The sequence below is a fragment of the Streptomyces sp. NBC_00190 genome (assembly GCF_036203305.1).
GTDB lineage: Bacteria > Actinomycetota > Actinomycetes > Streptomycetales > Streptomycetaceae > Streptomyces.
The window spans coordinates 1,081,123-1,097,323 of record NZ_CP108131.1 but is presented as its reverse complement, the minus strand read 5'-3'; the positions used below and the strand labels follow the sequence as shown (position 1 = coordinate 1,097,323).

Genomic DNA, 16,201 nt, shown 5'->3' with positions numbered 1-16,201 from the left:
GTGACGGATGAGCAAATTCGACGGGAGGCGTTCCACGGGGCGCCCGTCGGCCGATTCCAGTCTCAGGGGGAGCCCACAACATGACGCAGCAACAGGACGGCACGGCGGGGCCCATGGTCGTGGTGGACGACGTCCACCGGAGCTTCGGCAGCGGCCCCCGAGCCGTACACGCCCTGCGCGGCGTGTCGTTCGAGGTGCGCCGCGGCGAACTCACCGCGCTCAAGGGCCGGTCCGGCTCCGGCAAGACCACCCTGCTGAACCTGGTCGGCGGCCTCGACACCCCGACCGCCGGAACCGTCCTGCTCGACGGCACCCCGCTGGCGGGCCTGGACGAGCCGGGGCTGCTGGGGCTGCGCCGCGAGCGGATCGGCTTCGTGTTCCAGTCCTTCGGCCTGATCCCCGTCCTGACCGCCGCCGAGAACGTCGGGGTCCCCATGCGGCTGCGGAAGATCCCCGCCCGCCGGCGCGAGGAGCGCGCCAGGACGCTGCTCGCCCTGGTGGGCCTCGCCGACCACGCGGGCCAGCGCCCCGGTGAACTCTCCGGCGGCCAGCAGCAGCGGGTGGCCGTGGCCCGGGCCCTGGCGAACGAACCGGACCTGATCATCGCGGACGAACCGACCGGCCAGCTCGACTCCGAGACGGGGCGCTCGATCATGCGGCTGCTGCGGGCGGTGGTGCGCAGCGAAGGCGTCACCGCGCTGGTCGCCACCCACGACCCGGCCCTGATCGAACTGGCCGACCGGGTCGTGGAACTGCGTGACGGCCGCATCGTCGAAGAACACCGCGTCGGTCAGGCGGTCACCGGCTGAGCCAGACCCGGGGCGGGCGATGGACCCGGGCCGCCACGTTCAGCAGCAGACGCAGCGCGCGGGAGGTCGCCGCCAGCTCCACCTGGCCGCCTGTCAGGGCCCACCGGTCCAGCACGTGGAGCAGGGCCGAGTCGCAGAAGCTGACCCCGGCCGCGTCGAGGACGAGCCGGCGGGCTCCGCGGGCGGCGCCTTCGTCGAGGAGGCCGTTCAGGCGGGCGCAGGTGTAGTGGTCGAACTCCCCGGCCAGGCTGACGCAGAGCACGTCGTCGCGGAGCGTGGCCCGTATGCGGGAGAGGGGATCGGGACCGGCCTCCACCGCGCGCTCGGTGAAGGCTCCGCGGAGAGCGGCGGCCACGGCCGGAACCGGGGCGTCCGCCGATGCGTTCATCGGGGCGTCTATCGGAGTGCGCATGACTCTCCAACGGGCTCCACCCCAGGTGGGAACGGGCGGGAGCGGTCATTCACCCGCGCGGGCCGCGCCGCTGGCCCGTTCCGGCGATCTTCGTCCCGTACCCGGGGTACCGATGCGTCCCGCTGGCGGCGCGCTGAGTCCGCACGGTCCCCCGTCCGCGGGTGATGATGACGGAGAGTGGGCGGCGTGGATGTGGAAGAGGTCATCGACGGCCTGTACGCGCTGCCTCCCGCGCGGTTCACGGCGGCGCGGGACGAGGCGGCGTCCCGGGCGAAACGGGCCGGGGATCCGGCCGCGGGGAAGCGGATCGCGGGGCTGCGGCGGCCCACCATCGCGGCGTGGACGTCGAACACGCTCGTCCGGACGAAGCCGGAGGAGGTCGAGCAGTTCCGCCAGCTCGGGCAGGCGCTGCGGGCGGCGCACCGGTCCCTGGACGGGGAGCAGCTGCGCGATCTGTCCCACCAGCAGCACGTGGTGGTCGGGGCGCTGGCCCGGGAGGCACTGCGGCTGGCCGACGAGGCCGGGACCCCCGTCTCCGAGACGGTGCTGCGGGAGGTCGAGCAGATCCTCTACGCTGCCCTGGCCGATCCGGAGGCGGCCGAGGCCTGGGCCTCGGGCCGGCTCGCGAAGGCGCCGAAGCTGCCGACGGAGTTCCCCGGTGTCGACGCGGACGCCGTGCCGCCCGCAAAGCCCGCATCGCCCGTGCCGTCGGCATCGCCCGAGCCGCAGGCACCGGCCGTACCGCAGGCCGCCGAGCGGCGGCCCGTCCCCGGGGCCGAGGCCGCACGCGCCGCCGCCCGGGACGCCGAATGGGCCGCCACGGCGCGGGAGGACGAACTGCGCCAGGCCGAGGAGGCCAGGCGGCGGGCGGTTGCCGAGGCGGTGGCCGCCGACGCGGAGGTGGAGCGCGCCCAGGCCGCCCGGGACCTCGCCTACGCCGGCGTCGCCGAGACCGAGGAACGCCACCGCACGGCCACCCGCGAGGCCCGCAAGGCCCGGCGCGCGGCGGAGGCCGCCGCGCGCCGGGCGCGATCCGGGCCGACAGAAGGGGACGGGGGAGCGTGACGCCCGCCCCGGCCGTCATCGCTACTCGGTGTGCAGCACGGAGGCGATGGTCGCCCTGGCCGCGGACCGGGCCGGGACCAGCGCGCCCAGGACGGCGATCGCCACCCCCGCCAGCAGCATCGCGGCGAGTTGCGGCGCGTGCCACACGTCCTTCATCGATTCGGGGAAGGTGACCACCTCGACGTGGTCGACGACCAGCCGGTGCGCCGCGATCCCGAGCGGGATGCCGAGCAGCCCGCCGACCGCGCCCGGTCCGGCGACCGAGGTCAGCGTCATCACCACCACCTGCCGCGGAGTCATCCCGATCGACTTGAGCATGCCCAGGTCCCGGCGGCGCTCGCGGGTGTTCAGCAGGACGGTGTTGAAGACCCCGAGCGAGGCGACGAGGGTCAGCAGCACGGTGAACACCGTGGAGAAGGCGACGACGGTGGTGGTGCCGGTGTTCCCCGAGTCCGCCACCGAGGCGCGCAGGCCGGGGTCGAGCGCCTCGACAGCCTCGGCGTAGGCCCGGACATCGGCCCCGGGGGCGAGCCGTACCGTGTACTCGGTGGCCCGGGCCTCCGGTGCGAGCAGGGCCAGGGTCTGCCAGGAGGCCTCCAGGGCCCGCGCGTTGCCCTCGATGAGCTCACCCACCACGGTCGCGGAGATCTTCCTGCCGCCGAGCTCCAGAGCGACCCGGTCGCCGACCTTCAGCCCGCGCTCCTTCAAGAAGGCCGGCCCGGCCACGACCTCACCCGGCGCGGCCGGTCCGCGGCCCCGGACGATCGTGTCCGCGTACAGGGCATCGTCGCCGCGGTAGAAGTCGGCGTAGACCGGCTGGGTCTGCCCGGTCAGGTTCGCCTGGGTGAACGCCCGGGCCCGTACCCGAGCCGCGCCCGGGAGCGACCGCAGCCGCTCCTCGATCTGCGGGTCTCCGAGCAGCGGCGGCGTCCGGTCGTTGCCCGGCCCTCCCGCCTCCACATGGATCCTCGCGCCCCCGTCCCCGCGGCCGACCTCGCCGAAGGCCACCATCGTGCTGGTCAGCCCGGTCGACAGGGTCACCGTGGTGACACCGAGGACGATGGCCGCCATGGTCAGCAGCGTGCGGGCGGGGCGGGCGAACGGCTGGCCCAGGCCCAGGCTGACCGCGCGCGGCAGCCGCGTGGAGGAGAGCACCCGCTGGGCCCGCAGTCCGCGCCCAGTCCGCGGCGCGCCGCCCGCGCCGATCGCCCGGGCGGCGGGCAGCCGGTGCGCCCGCAGGGCGGGGACCAGCGCGGCCGACAGGACCAGGGCGGGCATGCCCGCCAGGCAGACCACGGACACCCACGGGCCGACCTCGCCGACCGACGCCTGCCCGGTCTCGATGCCGGTGAACGCGATCTTCAGGATCGGCCCGGCCAGCGCGTTGCCGAGCAGGGTGCCCAGCACACAGCCGAAGAGGGCCGGGACGCAGACCATCGTCAGGTAGACGGCGACGACCTGGTTCGGGGTGAAGCCCAGGGCCTTGAGCACCCCGATGTGCCGGTACCCGGAGACGACCGCCCCGCTGACCACGTTGCCGACGATCAGGGCGGAGACCAGCAGGCCCAGGACGCCGAAGAGCGTGATGAACGGGAGATAGGAGTCGGCCAGGGCCGAGAACGTCTGCTTGAGGGTGAAGTAGTCCTGTACGCCGATCACCGATTCCTGCGGCAGTCCGGCGGTCGCCCCGGCCAGCGCGGCGCTCAGCCGCGCCGGTGTGGAGGCGTCCGTGAACCGGTAGAGCATCTGGGCGGAGGACGGGTGGAGTGCCTCCATCTGCTCCGGTGAGACCCAGGCGCTCGCCGACCGGCTCATGCTCGCGGCGAATCCGACGACGGTCAGCGTCGGCCCTCCGGTGTTCTCCAGCCTGCTGCCCAGCAACTCGGGCCCGGGGGAACCCTGGACCGACCAGCCCACGACGATCTCACCGGGCGCGGTGGCCCAGTGGCCCTCCAGCAGCTCGATCCGGTCCACCTCGCCCGCAGGATCGGCCCGGCCCACCACCGTGAGGGTGCCGCCCGCCGTCCAGAGCCAGCCCTTGGGGATGTCGATCACGGCCTGCCCGAACGGTCCGGCCGCGGCCTCCACGCCCGGCTGCCGGGCGGTCCGCTCCAACTGCTCCCGGGTGACCTTCGCGGTGTCGAAGCCCGCCACCGCGTGGGCGCCGCGCTGGGCGGCGTACGCCGTGTCGAACGGCCCCGAGGAGGCGGAAAGCAGCCCCAGCGCGAGCAGCACGGTCGTGGTGGAGCACAGGACGACGAGCCCGATGACGAAGGTCTGGACCCGGCGGCGCTTCACTGCCGCACGCGAGGCCCTCCATACGGCGCTCACGCGGTCGCCTCCAGGGAGCTCTCGCGGGCCACCCGACCGTCGGCGACCTCGACCAGCCGACTGGCGCAGCGGGTGGCCAGGTGCCGGTCGTGGGTGACGAGCAGCAGGGTCTGGCCGATCTGGTTCAGGTCGATCAGCAGGTCCATCACCTGCTCGCCCGAGCGGCTGTCGAGGGCGCCCGTCGGCTCGTCCGCCAGCAGCAGTGCCGGGCGGTTCATCAACGCCCTTGCCACGGCGACCCGTTGGCGTTCACCGCCGCTGAGCGTCGCCGGGTAGTTGTTGCGGCGGTCGGCGACACCCAGCTCGTCGAGGAGTTCCAGGGCCCGGCGGCGCGCCTGCCGGGCCGAGGTGCCGGTCAACTGGGCCGCGAGCGCCACGTTGTCGAGGGCGGGCAGATCGTCGATGAGGTTGAAGAACTGGAAGACCATGCCGATGTGGCGGCGCCGGAAGAGGGCCAGCCCGGTCTCGTTCAGCCGGCCCAGGTCCTGGCCGTGCACCTCCACCAGACCCGCGGTCGGCCGGTCCAGGCCGGCCACCATGTTGAGGAGGGTCGACTTGCCGCAGCCCGAAGGACCCATGACGGCGACCGCGTCGCCCGCCCGGATCTCCAGCGACAGCCCGTCCAGCGCCTTCGCGTCGCCGTACTCCTTGTGCACGCCCTCCAGCCGCACCACCATGTTGCCCGCACTGCCGTGATCAGTTGTCATGGCCCGAACCTAAGGCGGTGTTCGGGGACGGTGCGTCACCCCCCGGATGTAAAGGTCCGGGCAGGTCGTCCTGGGGATGTACGCGGCCCGTCCGGCACAATGACACCCGGGCGGACAGAGGGAGTTCGGGGTGGGACTGATCATCGCGGTGGGCGCCGCGTGCGTGGCCGCGGCCGTGGCCGGCGGGCTGGGCGCGGCCCTGCGGCGCGCGCGGCGCGGCCACCGCGCGGCCCTGGAGGAGCGCGCCTGGCTGCTGGAGCGGGAGCGCGAGAGCGCGGCCCGCAGCGCCGTCGACGCGGAACGGGCCAGGATCGCGGCCGAACTCCACGACATCGTCAGCCACAACGTCAGCCTCATGGTGGTCCAGGCGGGCGCCGCCCGCGAGGTGCTGGAGACCATGCCGGAGGAGGCCGCGGCGGCGATGGGCGCGGTGGAGAGCGCCGGACGGAACACCATGACCGAACTTCGGCACCTGCTGGGGCTGCTGGCCCCCGCGCAGGACGGCGCGGACGAACCGTACGAGCCCTACGCCCCGCACCCGACGGCCGGTACGCGGCTCGCGCCGCAGCCGACCATGGCCCGGCTGACCCCGCTCATCGACAGGTTCGCCTTCGCCGGGCTGCCGGTGGACGTCCGGATCTCGGGAGACCCGAGCCCGCTGCCGGCGGGGATCGACGTCACCGCGTACCGGATCATCCAGGAGGCACTGACCAATGCGCTCAAACACGGAGACGGGGGCAGGACGGAGGTGACGGTGCGCTACGCGGACCACGCGCTGCGCGTGGAGGTGCTCACCAGCGGACCCAGCGTGCTGAGGGCCGCCGCACCGGGGGAGCGGCGCACCCGCCCGGCCGCCGCCAAGGCCGAGGGGGCCGGCCGCGGGCTGCTCGGTCTGCGCGAGCGCGTCGCCGTCTACGGCGGCGACCTCGACGCCCGCCGCCGCCTGGGCGGCGGCTTCCGCGTGCGGGCCCGCCTGCCCCTGGACCGGCCGTGACCGCCCCCGCCGGGCCCGCGCCCCGGGTGGTGATCGCCGACGACCAGGACCTCGTCCGCACCGGCTTCCGGTTGATCCTCACCGCCCGTGGCATCGACGTGGTCGCGGTGGCCGCCGACGGGGTGGAAGCGGTCGCCGCCGTACGCAGCCTGCGCCCCGACGTCGTCCTGCTCGACATCCGGATGCCGAACATGGACGGCATGGAGGCCGCCCGCCGGATCCTCGCCGAGGTCCCCGACTGCCGGGTGATCATGCTGACCACCTTCGACCTCGACACATACGTCTATGCCGCCCTCGCCGCCGGAGCGAGCGGCTTCCTGCTCAAGGACGTCACCCCCGAACACCTCGCCGCCGCCGTCCGCCTCGTCGGCACCGGCGACGCGCTGCTCGCCCCGTCGATCACCCGCCGCCTCGTGGAGCGCTGCGCCCCGGCGGCCGCAGAGCCGGACCGGATCGCCACCCCCGCCGTCCACCGGGAGCTCGCCGCGCTGACCCCGCGCGAGCGCGAGGTGCTGACGCTGATGGGCCGCGGCCGTTCCAACGCCGAACTGGCGCGGGAGCTGACGCTCAGCGAGGCCACGGTGAAGACCCACGTGGCCCGGATCTTCGCGAAGCTGTCGCTGCGTGACCGGGCCCAGGCCGTGGTCCTCGCCTACGAGACGGGTCTGGTCACTCCGGGCTCGGAGTAGCGGGCCACCAGCTCTTCCATCACCGCGGGCGGGAGTGCGGGGTTGGGCCGCGGCCTCGGCCCGCCCTCGTCGGGGCCCTCCAGGAGGGCGAGGAGGACCGACGGCGCCAGCGCCGGGTGGGCGGCGGCGCAGCGGCCCGCCCTCGCGTCGGCCAGAGCGGGCAGGAGCGCGTCGGCCGTCGCGTTCGGATGGACGGCTATGCGGCGCAAGGTCTTGCGTACGGGCTCGTGGCGGGCCAGCTCCGCCAGCAAGGCTCCCGGCGCGTCCGGATTGGCGGCGACGTGGGCTGCCACGCGTACGCCGTGCCGCGTGACCATGGCGCGCAACTCGCGACCGCGAGTTCGATCAGCCGGTCGACCAGCTCGGGCGGCAGCGCCGGATTGGCGGCGAGACCGCGCAGGAGAGGGTTCACGAGTGTGCGTCCTTGCGTGCGGCGGCGGTCAGGGCCTCGGTCAGGGCGACGGTGTACGGGATCGGGCGCCTGCGGCGTGGGGTGACCACGCCTATGTGCCGCGCGGGCCGCGGCGGTTCGACCCCGACCACGGCCGATCCGGGAGGCGGCGCCAGGGACACCTGCGGGACCAGGGACACGCCGACGCCCGCGGCGACCAGGGTCTGGGCGAAGAAGTAGTCGGTGGTGGAGGCTCCCACCCGCAGGCCGAACCCGGCGAGTTCCGCGTAACGGCGCAAGAACGCCTCCGTCTTGAGGCAGCCGAGCACCCAGCGTTCGGCGGCCAGCTCGGCGAGGCCGATGGAGGTCCGGTCCGCGAGCCGGTGGCCGGGCGGCAGGACCAGCCACAGCGGGTCCTCCATCAGCGGGACCCAGTCGAGCGCGGGGCGCCCGTCCGGCCGTACCGGCGGCGGACCGTCGAAGTGGTAGGCCAGCGCGAGGTCGGCGGCGCCGGCGCGGACCATCGGCACGGCGGCCTCCGGCTCGCTCTCCAGCACCGTCAGTTCCACCTCCGGATGCGCGGACACGAACCGGGACAGCGCCTCGGGCAGCAGGTGCCGGCCCCCGCTGGTGAAGGTGGCCACGGTGAGGCGCGGCCGCGGCGCGGTGAGCCGGTCGATCTCGTGGCGCACCTGGTCCAGTTCGGCGGATATCGTCTCCGCCGCTTCCACGAGCAGCCGTCCGGGCTCGGTGAGCGTGACCCCGCGGGTACTGCGCACCGCCACCGGCTGACCGAGCGTGCGCTCCAGCGAGGCGATGTGCTGGGAGACGGCCGACGGTGTCAGGAGCAGGGCTCCGGCCGCCCTGTTGAAGCTGCCGTGCTCCGCCACGGCCCGCAGGATGCGCAGCCGCTGCACGTCGATCATCGGTTTTCCTTCAGGGGTGTTCAGCCGATCGTCAGTTCCGCTGGGGACCATACAGCGGCAGGGCCGGACGCATGCAGAAGATCTTTGGCATCGTCGGCCGGCTGCCAGGCGGGATCGCCGAAGCCGCGCCGAAGCCGCGCCGCAGCGGTCAGCCTTCGCCGGCCCGCCGCTCCAAGGGGGTGGCTACCGCCGAGTTGCTCACACTGAAGGTGACGCTGCCCGCCCGGTAGCGGTCGTCGGACCACTCGATCGGGCGGCCCGCCGCGGTGGCCGAGACGTGGCGCTGGCGCAGCAGCGGACTGCCGCGCCGGATCTCCAGCAGCCGGGCGTCCTCGCTGCCCGCCGCCAGGGCGTCGATGAGGTGCTCGCCGTGGTGGGCGACGATCCCGGAGTTCTGGGCCAGGCTGTCCATGACGGAGCGGCAGTCCGCCGGCAGCGCCTCGACGCCCGCCGCGACCCAGTCGGCGTAGGCGGTCCGCTCCACCATGGTGGGCTCCCCGTCGAGCAGGCGCAGCCGCAGCACGGCGAGGATCTCCGTACCGGGGTCCAGGGCGAGCCGTTCCGCCTCCTCGGCCGTGGCCGGCCGGCGGGTCCGGGACAGGAAGCGGCTGTCGGCCCGGTGCCCGACCCCCTCGGCCCACTGGGCGAAGCTGTTCAGCTCGCCGAAGCTCTGCCGGCGCTCGTGGCGCAGGACGGTGCGGCGCGCGCCCTGCCGGGAGCCGATCAGCCCCTCCGCGGCCAGCGTGGCGACCGCCTGGCGGACCGTCCCGCGCGAGGCGGACCAGCGGGCCGCAAGATCGCTCTCCGAGGGCAGCTGCGCGCCCACTGGGAGTTCACCGGAGACGATCGCGCCGCGCAGTGCCTCGGCGATCTCCAGATACCGGACCGTGCCCGTGCCCGTACCCATGGCCATGCCGTTTCGCCCCCTGCTCGCCGCGCGCCCGTCTCCACCTCTCATGATCATTCCAGCAGGTCGTGCCGCCGATCCTCAGGTCATTCTCGTCTCTTCGTCGAGCCGTGCTCCCCGGGACAGCCGCCGTTCACCGTCCGTACAGCGGACCCGGGCGAACTGGAGCCAACTTGTCCATACAAGTGATTCCCCCTTCGTCTCCGGGAGAGACCGTGCTCAGTTCCTCCGCTCGTCGCGGTGCGGCCGTTCTGCTCAGCGCCGCCGTCCTCACCACGCTCAGTGCGTGTGGTGCCGCACCCGACCCCAAGTCCGGCGCCGCCGGCGATGCGAAGAGCAAGGTGCAGCCGGGCGCCGCCGTCTCGGTCGCCGACTTCGGCTCGATGGAAGCCCTCGTCGCCGCCGCGCAGAAGGAGGGCCAGCTCAATGTGATCGCGCTGCCGCCGGACTGGGCGAACTACGGCGAGATCATCAAGGCCTTCGAGGCCAAGTACAAGATCAAGGTCAACAGCGAGAACCCGGACGCCTCCAGCTCCGACGAGATCGCCGCCGTCAAGTCCCGCAAGGGCCAGAAGCGCGCCCCCGACGTGATGGACCTGGGCATCGCCTTCGCCCGCAGCGGAGCCGCGGAGAACCTGTTCGCCCCGTACAAGGTCACCGCCTGGGACAAGATCCCGGCCGGCCAGAAGGACGCCGACGGCCGCTGGTACAACGACTACGGCGGCTACGTCTCCATCGGCTGCGACGCCGCGAAGATCCCCGCCTGCCCGCAGACCTTCGCCGACCTGCTGAAGCCCGAGTACAAGGGCAAGGTCGCCCTCAACGGCAACCCCACCAAGTCCGGCTCGGCCTTCGGCGGCGTCTACGCGGCCGCCCTCGCCAGCAAGGGCTCCTTCGCCGACATCCAGCCCGGCATCGACTTCTTCGGCCAGCTGAAGAAGAGCGGGAACTTCATCCCGGTCGAGTCCACCCCGGCCACCGTGGAGAAGGGCGAGACGCCCATCTCCATCGACTGGGACTACCTGAACGCCGGCTACGCCGAGCAGTTCAAGGGCAAGGGCGTCGACTGGAAGGTCGCCGTCCCCGCCGACGGCGTCTACGCCCAGTTCTACTCGCAGGCCATCAACAAGGAGGCCCCGAACCCGGCGGCCGCCCGCCTGTGGATGGAGTTCCTGTACAGCGCCGACGGCCAGAACCTGTGGCTGAAGGGCCACGCCCGCCCGGTCCTGCTGCCCGTCATGACCCAGGACGGCACCGTCGACAAGGACGCCGTCACCAAGCTCCCGCAGGTCCAGGGCACCCCCGCGTTCCCCGCCTCCGAGGAGCTCGACAAGGCCAAGGCCACCCTCGCCGAGAAGTGGGACAAGGCCCTCTCCTGATGCCGACCACCCTCTCCCGCGCCGCCGACGGCACCAGCCGCCGGCGGCGCGGCCCCCGCACCTGGCTCGCCGCCCTCCCGCTGCTGGCCTTCACCGGGCTCTGCTTCGGCATCCCGCTCGGCGCCATCGCCTTCGGCGCGGTCACCCGCACGGACCCGGCGACCGGCGCCACCCAGCTCACCGGTGAGCACCTCGCCCGCTCCCTGCAGGGCCCGTACCTCGGCTCGCTCCTCGGCAGCGTCCAGCTCTCCGCGCTCACCGCGCTGATCGGCTCGGTCCTCGGCGTCCTCATCGCCCAGGCCGTGGTCACCTCCCGCTCCGGTGCCCTGCGCAGCGCGGCACTGACCGCCTCGGGCGTGCTCGCGAACTTCGGCGGCGTCCCGCTCGCCTTCGCGTTCATCGCCACCGTCGGCATCTCCGGAGTCGTCACCCAGCTCGCCGACCTCACGAGCCTCGGCTGGAGCCTGTACTCCTTCACCGGTCTCGCCGTGGTGTACCTGTACTTCCTGATCCCGCTGATGGTGCTGGTGATCGCCCCGGCGCTGGAGGGTCTGCGTCCGCAATGGCGCGAGGCCGCCCAGAACAGCGGGGCCACCGGATGGCAGTTCTGGCGCCACGTCGGCCTGCCCGTGCTCGCGCCCTCCCTGCTCGGCGGTTTCGTGCTCCTGTTCGGCACCGCGTTCGCCGCGCACGCGACGGCCGCGGCGCTCGTCGGCGGTTCCGTCCCGCTGGTCACCCTCAAGATCGCGGACGCGCTGTCCGGCAACGTGCTCACCGGCCAGGAGAACGTGGCGCTCGCCCTCGGCCTCGACATGATCCTGATCGCCGGCCTGGTCATGGCGGTCTACCTGCCCCTCCAGCGACGGAGCGCCCGATGGCTGCGATGACCTCACCCGCCCCGTCCGACACGGCACCCCGGACCACCGGCGCCGCGTCCGGCGACCGTCCCACGGCCCGGCCCCGGGGACGGCGCCGCAGGCCCGCGGTGTGGCGCGGAGCCGTGCTCGTACTGGCGGGCGCGTACTTCCTCGTCCCGCTCCTGGCCTCCTTCGTCTTCACCGTGCACGTGCCCGGCCAGGGCATCACCTTCGAGGCGTACACCGAACTGCTCTCCGCCGACGGCTTCACCGAGAGCCTGCTGCTCTCCCTCGGCCTGGCCGCCGCGACCATCGTGCTGTCGCTGCTGCTCGCCGTGCCCGCGCTGATCGGCGTACGCCTCGGCTCCCCGCGGCTGCGTCCCGTCGTCGAGATCATGTGCATGCTGCCGCTGGTGGTACCGCCGATCGCCCTCGTCACCGGGATCACCACCGTGCTGCGCTGGGGACCGGAGCACCTGTCGCGGACCCCGCTCTACCAGACCTTCCTCGCCGTCCAGAACGAGAACTTCCCCTTCGTCCTGGTCCTCGCCTACACGGTGCTGGCGCTGCCCTTCGTCTACCGCTCGCTCGACGCCGGCCTGCGCGCCGTCGACGTGCCCACGCTGGTCGAGGCGGCCCGCAGCTGCGGCGCGAGCTGGCCGTACGTCGTCCTGCGGGTGCTCCTGCCGAACCTGCGGGCCTCGATCGCGGGCGCCGCCTTCCTCACCCTGGCCCTGGTGCTCGGCGAGTTCACCATCGCCTCCCTCCTCGGCTTCCGGCCCTTCGCCGTGTGGATCGTCTCGATCTCCGGAGCCCAGGCCCGCATGTCCGTGGCTGTGTCCGTCCTCAGCCTCCTGATCACCTGGCTGCTGCTGCTCGCCCTCTCGCGAGCCGGAACCGCCCCGTCCACCGCCGCGGCCGCACCCGCCACCACCTCCCGCAAGGAGACCTGACCTCCATGTCCACCACCCTTCCCACCGCCGGGAAGCCGGCGGCCGATTCAGCGGCCCCCGCGGGCGCCCGCGTCGAGTTCCGCGGCCTGCGCCGGGCGTTCGGCTCCACCGTCGCCCTCGACGGCCTCGACCTGACCGTCGAGCCCGGCGAACTCCTCGCCCTGCTCGGCCCGTCGGGCTGCGGAAAGACCACCGCCCTGCGCGTCGTCGCCGGTTTCGAGCAGCCCGACTCCGGCGAAGTCCTGGTCGACGGACAGGACGTCACCCGGGTCCCGGCCAACCGCCGCGACGCCGGGATGGTCTTCCAGTCGTACAGCCTCTTCCCGAACCTGAGCGCGCGCGACAACGTCGCCTTCGGCCTGCGCGTGCGCAAGGTCGGCGCGGCCGAGCGCCGCGAGCGGGCCGCCGAACTCCTGGACCTGGTGGGGCTCCCCGACCACGGCGACCGCTACCCGCACCAGATGTCCGGCGGCCAGCAGCAGCGCGTCGCGCTCGCCCGCGCCCTGGCACTGCGCCCGCGCGTGCTCCTGCTCGACGAGCCGCTCTCCGCGCTGGACGCCAAGGTGCGGGCGAACCTGCGCGAGGAGATCCGCAGGCTCCAGCTGTCCCTCGGCATCACCACCGTGTTCGTCACCCACGACCAGGAGGAGGCGCTGTCGATGGCCGACCGGGTCGCCGTCCTGAACGCCGGCAGGCTCGAACAGTGCGCCGCCCCGGCCGAGTTGTACGAGCGTCCCGCGACACCGTTCGTCGCCGAGTTCGTCGGCACCATGAACCGGCTCCCCGGACAGCTCACCGACTCCGGCATGGTGGCCGTGGCGGGCGTACGCCTCCCGGTGGACGGCCCCGTCCCCTCGACACCGGACGTGGAGGTCCTCGTACGCCCCGAGAACGTGACGGCGACCGCCGACGCCGAGGGCACGGCGACGGTCGTCTCCGCCTCCTTCTTCGGCTCGGTGACCCGCCTCCACCTGGAGCTGCCCGGCGGCGTGCCCGTCAAGGCCGACCTGCCCTCGCGGGACGCCGGCGCCCTGGTGCCCGGCGCCCGGGCCGCCGTGGGACTGGCCGAGGGGCCCGTGCTCGTCGTGGCCAGGCCCGCGTGAGCACCCTCGCCGCGGTCCTGTTCGACATGGACGGCACCCTCGTCGACACCGAGGTGCTGTGGTGGCGGACCGCCGAGGAGATAGCCGACGGCCTCGGCCACCGGCTCACCGACGCGGACGCTCCGGAGGTGGTCGGCCGCGCCGTGGAGGACACCGCGGCCCACCTCGTACGGGTCGCGGGCGGGGGAGACCCGCGGGAGGTCGGGGCGGCCCTCACCGAGGACTTCTTCCGCCGGGTGCAGGCGGGCGCCCCCATGCGGCCCGGCGCCCAGCGGCTGCTGACCGCCCTGGAGGCGGAGGGCGTGCCCTTCGCACTGGTCAGCGCCTCGCCGCGGGTGGTCGTGGACTCGGTGGTCGGCGGTTCGCTGGCGCACGTCCCCTTCGCCTTCACGCTGTCCGCCGACGACACCGTACGGACCAAGCCGCACCCGGACCCCTACCGGGTGGCCGCCGGGCGGCTGGGCCTCGTACCGGAGGCGTGCGTGGCGGTGGAGGACTCGCCGGACGGCGCGGCCTCGGCGGAGGCGGCCGGATGCGGGGTCCTGGTGGTCCCGTCGCTGCTGCCGGTCCCCGCGTCGCCGCCGCGGACCTTCGCCGCGTCCCTGGAGGACGTCACCCCCGAGCTGCTGCGGGGCTGCGCGCGGCCACCCGTGTGAGGAGGGGCCGGGACGCCGGGTAGGGTGCCGGTCGACAATGGAGTACTGCGTGGGAGACATGAGTTGATGAGTGGTCAGCAGCCGGGCCGGGACACTACCCCTCAGGTCTTCCAACCGCTCTCGGGAGACGACCCGACCACCATCGCCGGGTACCGGCTGGCCGCCAAGCTCGGCGCCGGCGGCATGGGCAAGGTGTACCTGTCGTACACCCCCGGCGGCCGGCCCGTGGCGATCAAGGTGATCCGCCCCGAATTCGGCGAGGACGCCGAGTTCCGCCGCCGGTTCGCCCAGGAGGTGCAGTCCGCGCAGCGGGTGCAGGGCCTGTTCACCGCCCCGGTCATCGACGCCGACACCGACGGCGCGCAGCCCTGGCTGGCCACCGCCTACGTGCCGGGCCCCTCGCTCGCCGACGCCGTCGTCGCGCACGGGGCGCTGCCGGTCGAGGCGGTGCTCCTGCTGATCGCCGGCATGGCCGAGGCCCTGCACGTCATCCACGGCGCGGGCATCGTCCACCGCGACCTCAAGCCGTCCAACGTGCTGCTCGCCGCGGACGGGCCCCGCGTCATCGACTTCGGCATCGCCTACGCCGCCGACGCGACCTCGCTCACGGGCAGCGGAGTGACCATCGGCACGCCCTCGTTCATGGCCCCCGAGCAGGCGGCGGGGCGCAAGGTCACCCCGGCCACGGACATCTTCGCGCTGGGCCAGGTCGCGGCGTACGCGGCGACGGGCACCCCGGCCTTCGGCGAGGGGACCTCGCACGGGGTGCTCTACCGGATCGTGCACGAGGAGCCCGACCTCTCCGCAGTCCCGGAGCGGCTGACGGAGCTCGTGACCCGCTGCCTCGCCAAGGACCCCGAGGCCAGGCCGTCCATCTCCGAGATCATCGAGCTCTGCCAGGCCGCGAACGCGGAGACGGTCCTGCGCCGCCCCGAGGACTGGCTCCCGGCTCCCGTGGCCGCCGACATCACCGTGCGCGCGGCCGCCCCCGCCCCGGTCCAGACCCCGCCGCCGCCCTCGGCCGCCCCGACCGTGGCGGCGTACACGCCCACCGCGCCGGTGGCTCCGGCCACCGCGCCGACGGCTCCGCCCACCGCGCCTCCGGCTCCGGTCAACCCGCCGACGGCTCCGGCCACTGCGCCGACGGCACCGGCCACTCCGCCTCCGGGCTACGGGCCGGCACTGCCCCAGCAGCCTCAGCACCTGCCGCAGCCGCAGCAACCGGTCCAGCAGCAGTACCCCACGCCCCCGCCCACGCACGTCCCCACGCAGGCCCACGCCCACGCTTATGCTCCGGCCCAGTTCCCGACGCACCCGCACCCGCAGCCGCAGGGCTACCCCGGATACCCCATGCCCCCGGGCGCCCAGCCCCCGAAGAGCTCGGGCAAGCGGGGCCCGTTCATCGCGCTCGCGGCCGCGCTGGTGTTCGCCGTCGGGGGCGCCGGCACGGCGTACTTCCTGCTCAAGGAAGACGGGAAGCAGGCACAGGGCGGCGCCACCTCGCAGGACAAGGGCAGGGGGACGGGGACCGGGACGGACACGGCCGGCGGAGGGCAGACGGGCACGGCGAAGCCGAGCGCGAAGCCCAGCGCGAAGCCCAGCGCCAAGGCCGATCCGAAGCCCACCGACCACAAGGGCATCAACCTCACCGCCGGTTACCACCTGACCCTCGGTGACGAGGACGTCCGGCCCCAGGAGGGCGAGGACGGGGGGTACGAACTGTCCTACGACACCGGCGGATACCTCGACGCGGAGACCTCGGAGGGGAACATGGTCCTGCTCGATCCCGGGCAGGAGGGATCTCTCGCCGTCTGCCGCGCCGAGACGCGGTTCGCCAAGAACATCTATCTGACCAAGCTCGCCAAGGGGCGGCAGATCTGCGTCACCACGGGCACCGGACACATGGGCCTCGTGACGGTGCAGGGATTCTCGCCCGAGGGTTCCCCCAGCAAGTACATGACGCTGGACGTGACGGTCTGGCGCAATGCCGCCGGCTCCGGCTCCGGCTCGCGCGGCTGAGCC

General features: G+C 73.8%; 16 protein-coding genes. 10 read left to right on the top strand and 6 right to left on the bottom strand.

Features of this window, described 5'->3' with window-relative positions; all coding sequences use genetic code 11:
• The first annotated feature begins 80 nt into the window (after window positions 1-80).
• Entirely contained in the window at window positions 81-809 is a 729-nt protein-coding gene (locus OG429_RS05530; protein WP_328924155.1) for an ABC transporter ATP-binding protein, read from the top strand.
• On the opposite strand, the gene OG429_RS05525 is transcribed toward OG429_RS05530, so the two are convergent.
• On the bottom strand, window positions 799-1,221 hold the full coding sequence (locus OG429_RS05525; RefSeq protein ID WP_328924154.1) for an STAS domain-containing protein: 423 nt from the start codon (window positions 1,219-1,221) through the stop codon (window positions 799-801). The genes OG429_RS05530 and OG429_RS05525 overlap by 11 nt on opposite strands.
• Before the next feature lie 186 nt (window positions 1,222-1,407).
• Here OG429_RS05525 and OG429_RS05520 point away from each other — a divergent pair, with 186 nt between their 5' ends.
• Window positions 1,408-2,286, top strand: coding sequence for a hypothetical protein (locus OG429_RS05520; RefSeq protein ID WP_328924153.1), 879 nt, complete (start codon window positions 1,408-1,410; stop codon window positions 2,284-2,286).
• Window positions 2,287-2,307: 21 nt separating this feature from the next.
• Here OG429_RS05520 and OG429_RS05515 read toward each other — a convergent pair whose 3' ends face one another.
• Together OG429_RS05515 and OG429_RS05510 are read right to left on the bottom strand one after the other, a co-directional pair.
• Entirely contained in the window at window positions 2,308-4,617 is a 2,310-nt protein-coding gene (locus OG429_RS05515) for an ABC transporter permease (RefSeq protein WP_328924152.1), read from the bottom strand.
• Window positions 4,614-5,324, bottom strand: a complete 711-nt coding sequence (locus OG429_RS05510) for an ABC transporter ATP-binding protein (protein ID WP_328924151.1) — start codon at window positions 5,322-5,324, stop codon at window positions 4,614-4,616. The genes OG429_RS05515 and OG429_RS05510 overlap by 4 nt, the downstream gene beginning before the upstream one ends.
• Before the next feature lie 130 nt (window positions 5,325-5,454).
• Here OG429_RS05510 and OG429_RS05505 point away from each other — a divergent pair, with 130 nt between their 5' ends.
• Window positions 5,455-6,318, top strand: coding sequence for a sensor histidine kinase (locus OG429_RS05505; protein ID WP_328924150.1), 864 nt, complete (start codon window positions 5,455-5,457; stop codon window positions 6,316-6,318).
• The gene (locus OG429_RS05500) at window positions 6,315-7,007 is read left to right on the top strand and encodes a response regulator transcription factor (protein WP_328924149.1); all 693 of its coding nucleotides are present in this window, start codon (window positions 6,315-6,317) and stop codon (window positions 7,005-7,007) included. Before OG429_RS05505 ends, OG429_RS05500 begins: the two co-directional genes overlap by 4 nt.
• Here OG429_RS05500 and OG429_RS05495 read toward each other — a convergent pair.
• From OG429_RS05495 to OG429_RS05485, 3 genes are all read right to left on the bottom strand, one after another.
• Entirely contained in the window at window positions 6,971-7,300 is a 330-nt protein-coding gene (locus tag OG429_RS05495) for a hypothetical protein (protein ID WP_328924148.1), read from the bottom strand. The two genes, OG429_RS05500 and OG429_RS05495, sit on opposite strands and share 37 nt — an antisense overlap.
• 115 nt (window positions 7,301-7,415) lie before the next feature.
• Window positions 7,416-8,324: a LysR family transcriptional regulator gene (locus tag OG429_RS05490; RefSeq protein WP_328924147.1), complete on the bottom strand. Its 909-nt coding sequence runs from the start codon at window positions 8,322-8,324 to the stop codon at window positions 7,416-7,418.
• 148 nt (window positions 8,325-8,472) lie between these two features.
• A complete protein-coding gene (locus OG429_RS05485; RefSeq protein WP_328924146.1) occupies window positions 8,473-9,237 on the bottom strand; it encodes a GntR family transcriptional regulator in 765 nt (254 codons plus the stop codon).
• A gap of 209 nt (window positions 9,238-9,446) precedes the next feature.
• Between OG429_RS05485 and OG429_RS05480 the strand changes: the two genes are divergently transcribed.
• From OG429_RS05480 to OG429_RS05455, 6 genes are all read left to right on the top strand, one after another.
• Window positions 9,447-10,610, top strand: a complete 1,164-nt coding sequence (locus tag OG429_RS05480; protein WP_405680441.1) for an ABC transporter substrate-binding protein — start codon at window positions 9,447-9,449, stop codon at window positions 10,608-10,610.
• Window positions 10,610-11,497 carry an ABC transporter permease gene (locus tag OG429_RS05475; RefSeq protein ID WP_328924145.1) on the top strand — a complete coding sequence of 296 codons (888 nt, stop codon included), beginning with the start codon at window positions 10,610-10,612 and terminating at the stop codon, window positions 11,495-11,497. The genes OG429_RS05480 and OG429_RS05475 overlap by 1 nt, the downstream gene beginning before the upstream one ends.
• Window positions 11,485-12,420: an ABC transporter permease gene (locus tag OG429_RS05470; protein WP_328924144.1), complete on the top strand. Its 936-nt coding sequence runs from the start codon at window positions 11,485-11,487 to the stop codon at window positions 12,418-12,420. The genes OG429_RS05475 and OG429_RS05470 overlap by 13 nt, the downstream gene beginning before the upstream one ends.
• 5 nt (window positions 12,421-12,425) lie before the next feature.
• Window positions 12,426-13,523: an ABC transporter ATP-binding protein gene (locus OG429_RS05465; RefSeq protein WP_328924143.1), complete on the top strand. Its 1,098-nt coding sequence runs from the start codon at window positions 12,426-12,428 to the stop codon at window positions 13,521-13,523.
• The gene (locus OG429_RS05460) at window positions 13,520-14,179 is read left to right on the top strand and encodes an HAD family hydrolase (RefSeq protein WP_328924142.1); all 660 of its coding nucleotides are present in this window, start codon (window positions 13,520-13,522) and stop codon (window positions 14,177-14,179) included. Before OG429_RS05465 ends, OG429_RS05460 begins: the two co-directional genes overlap by 4 nt.
• Before the next feature lie 66 nt (window positions 14,180-14,245).
• Window positions 14,246-16,198 (top strand): serine/threonine-protein kinase, encoded by a 1,953-nt coding sequence (locus OG429_RS05455; RefSeq protein WP_328924141.1) that lies wholly within the window; start codon window positions 14,246-14,248, stop codon window positions 16,196-16,198.
• Window positions 16,199-16,201 lie beyond the last annotated feature (3 nt).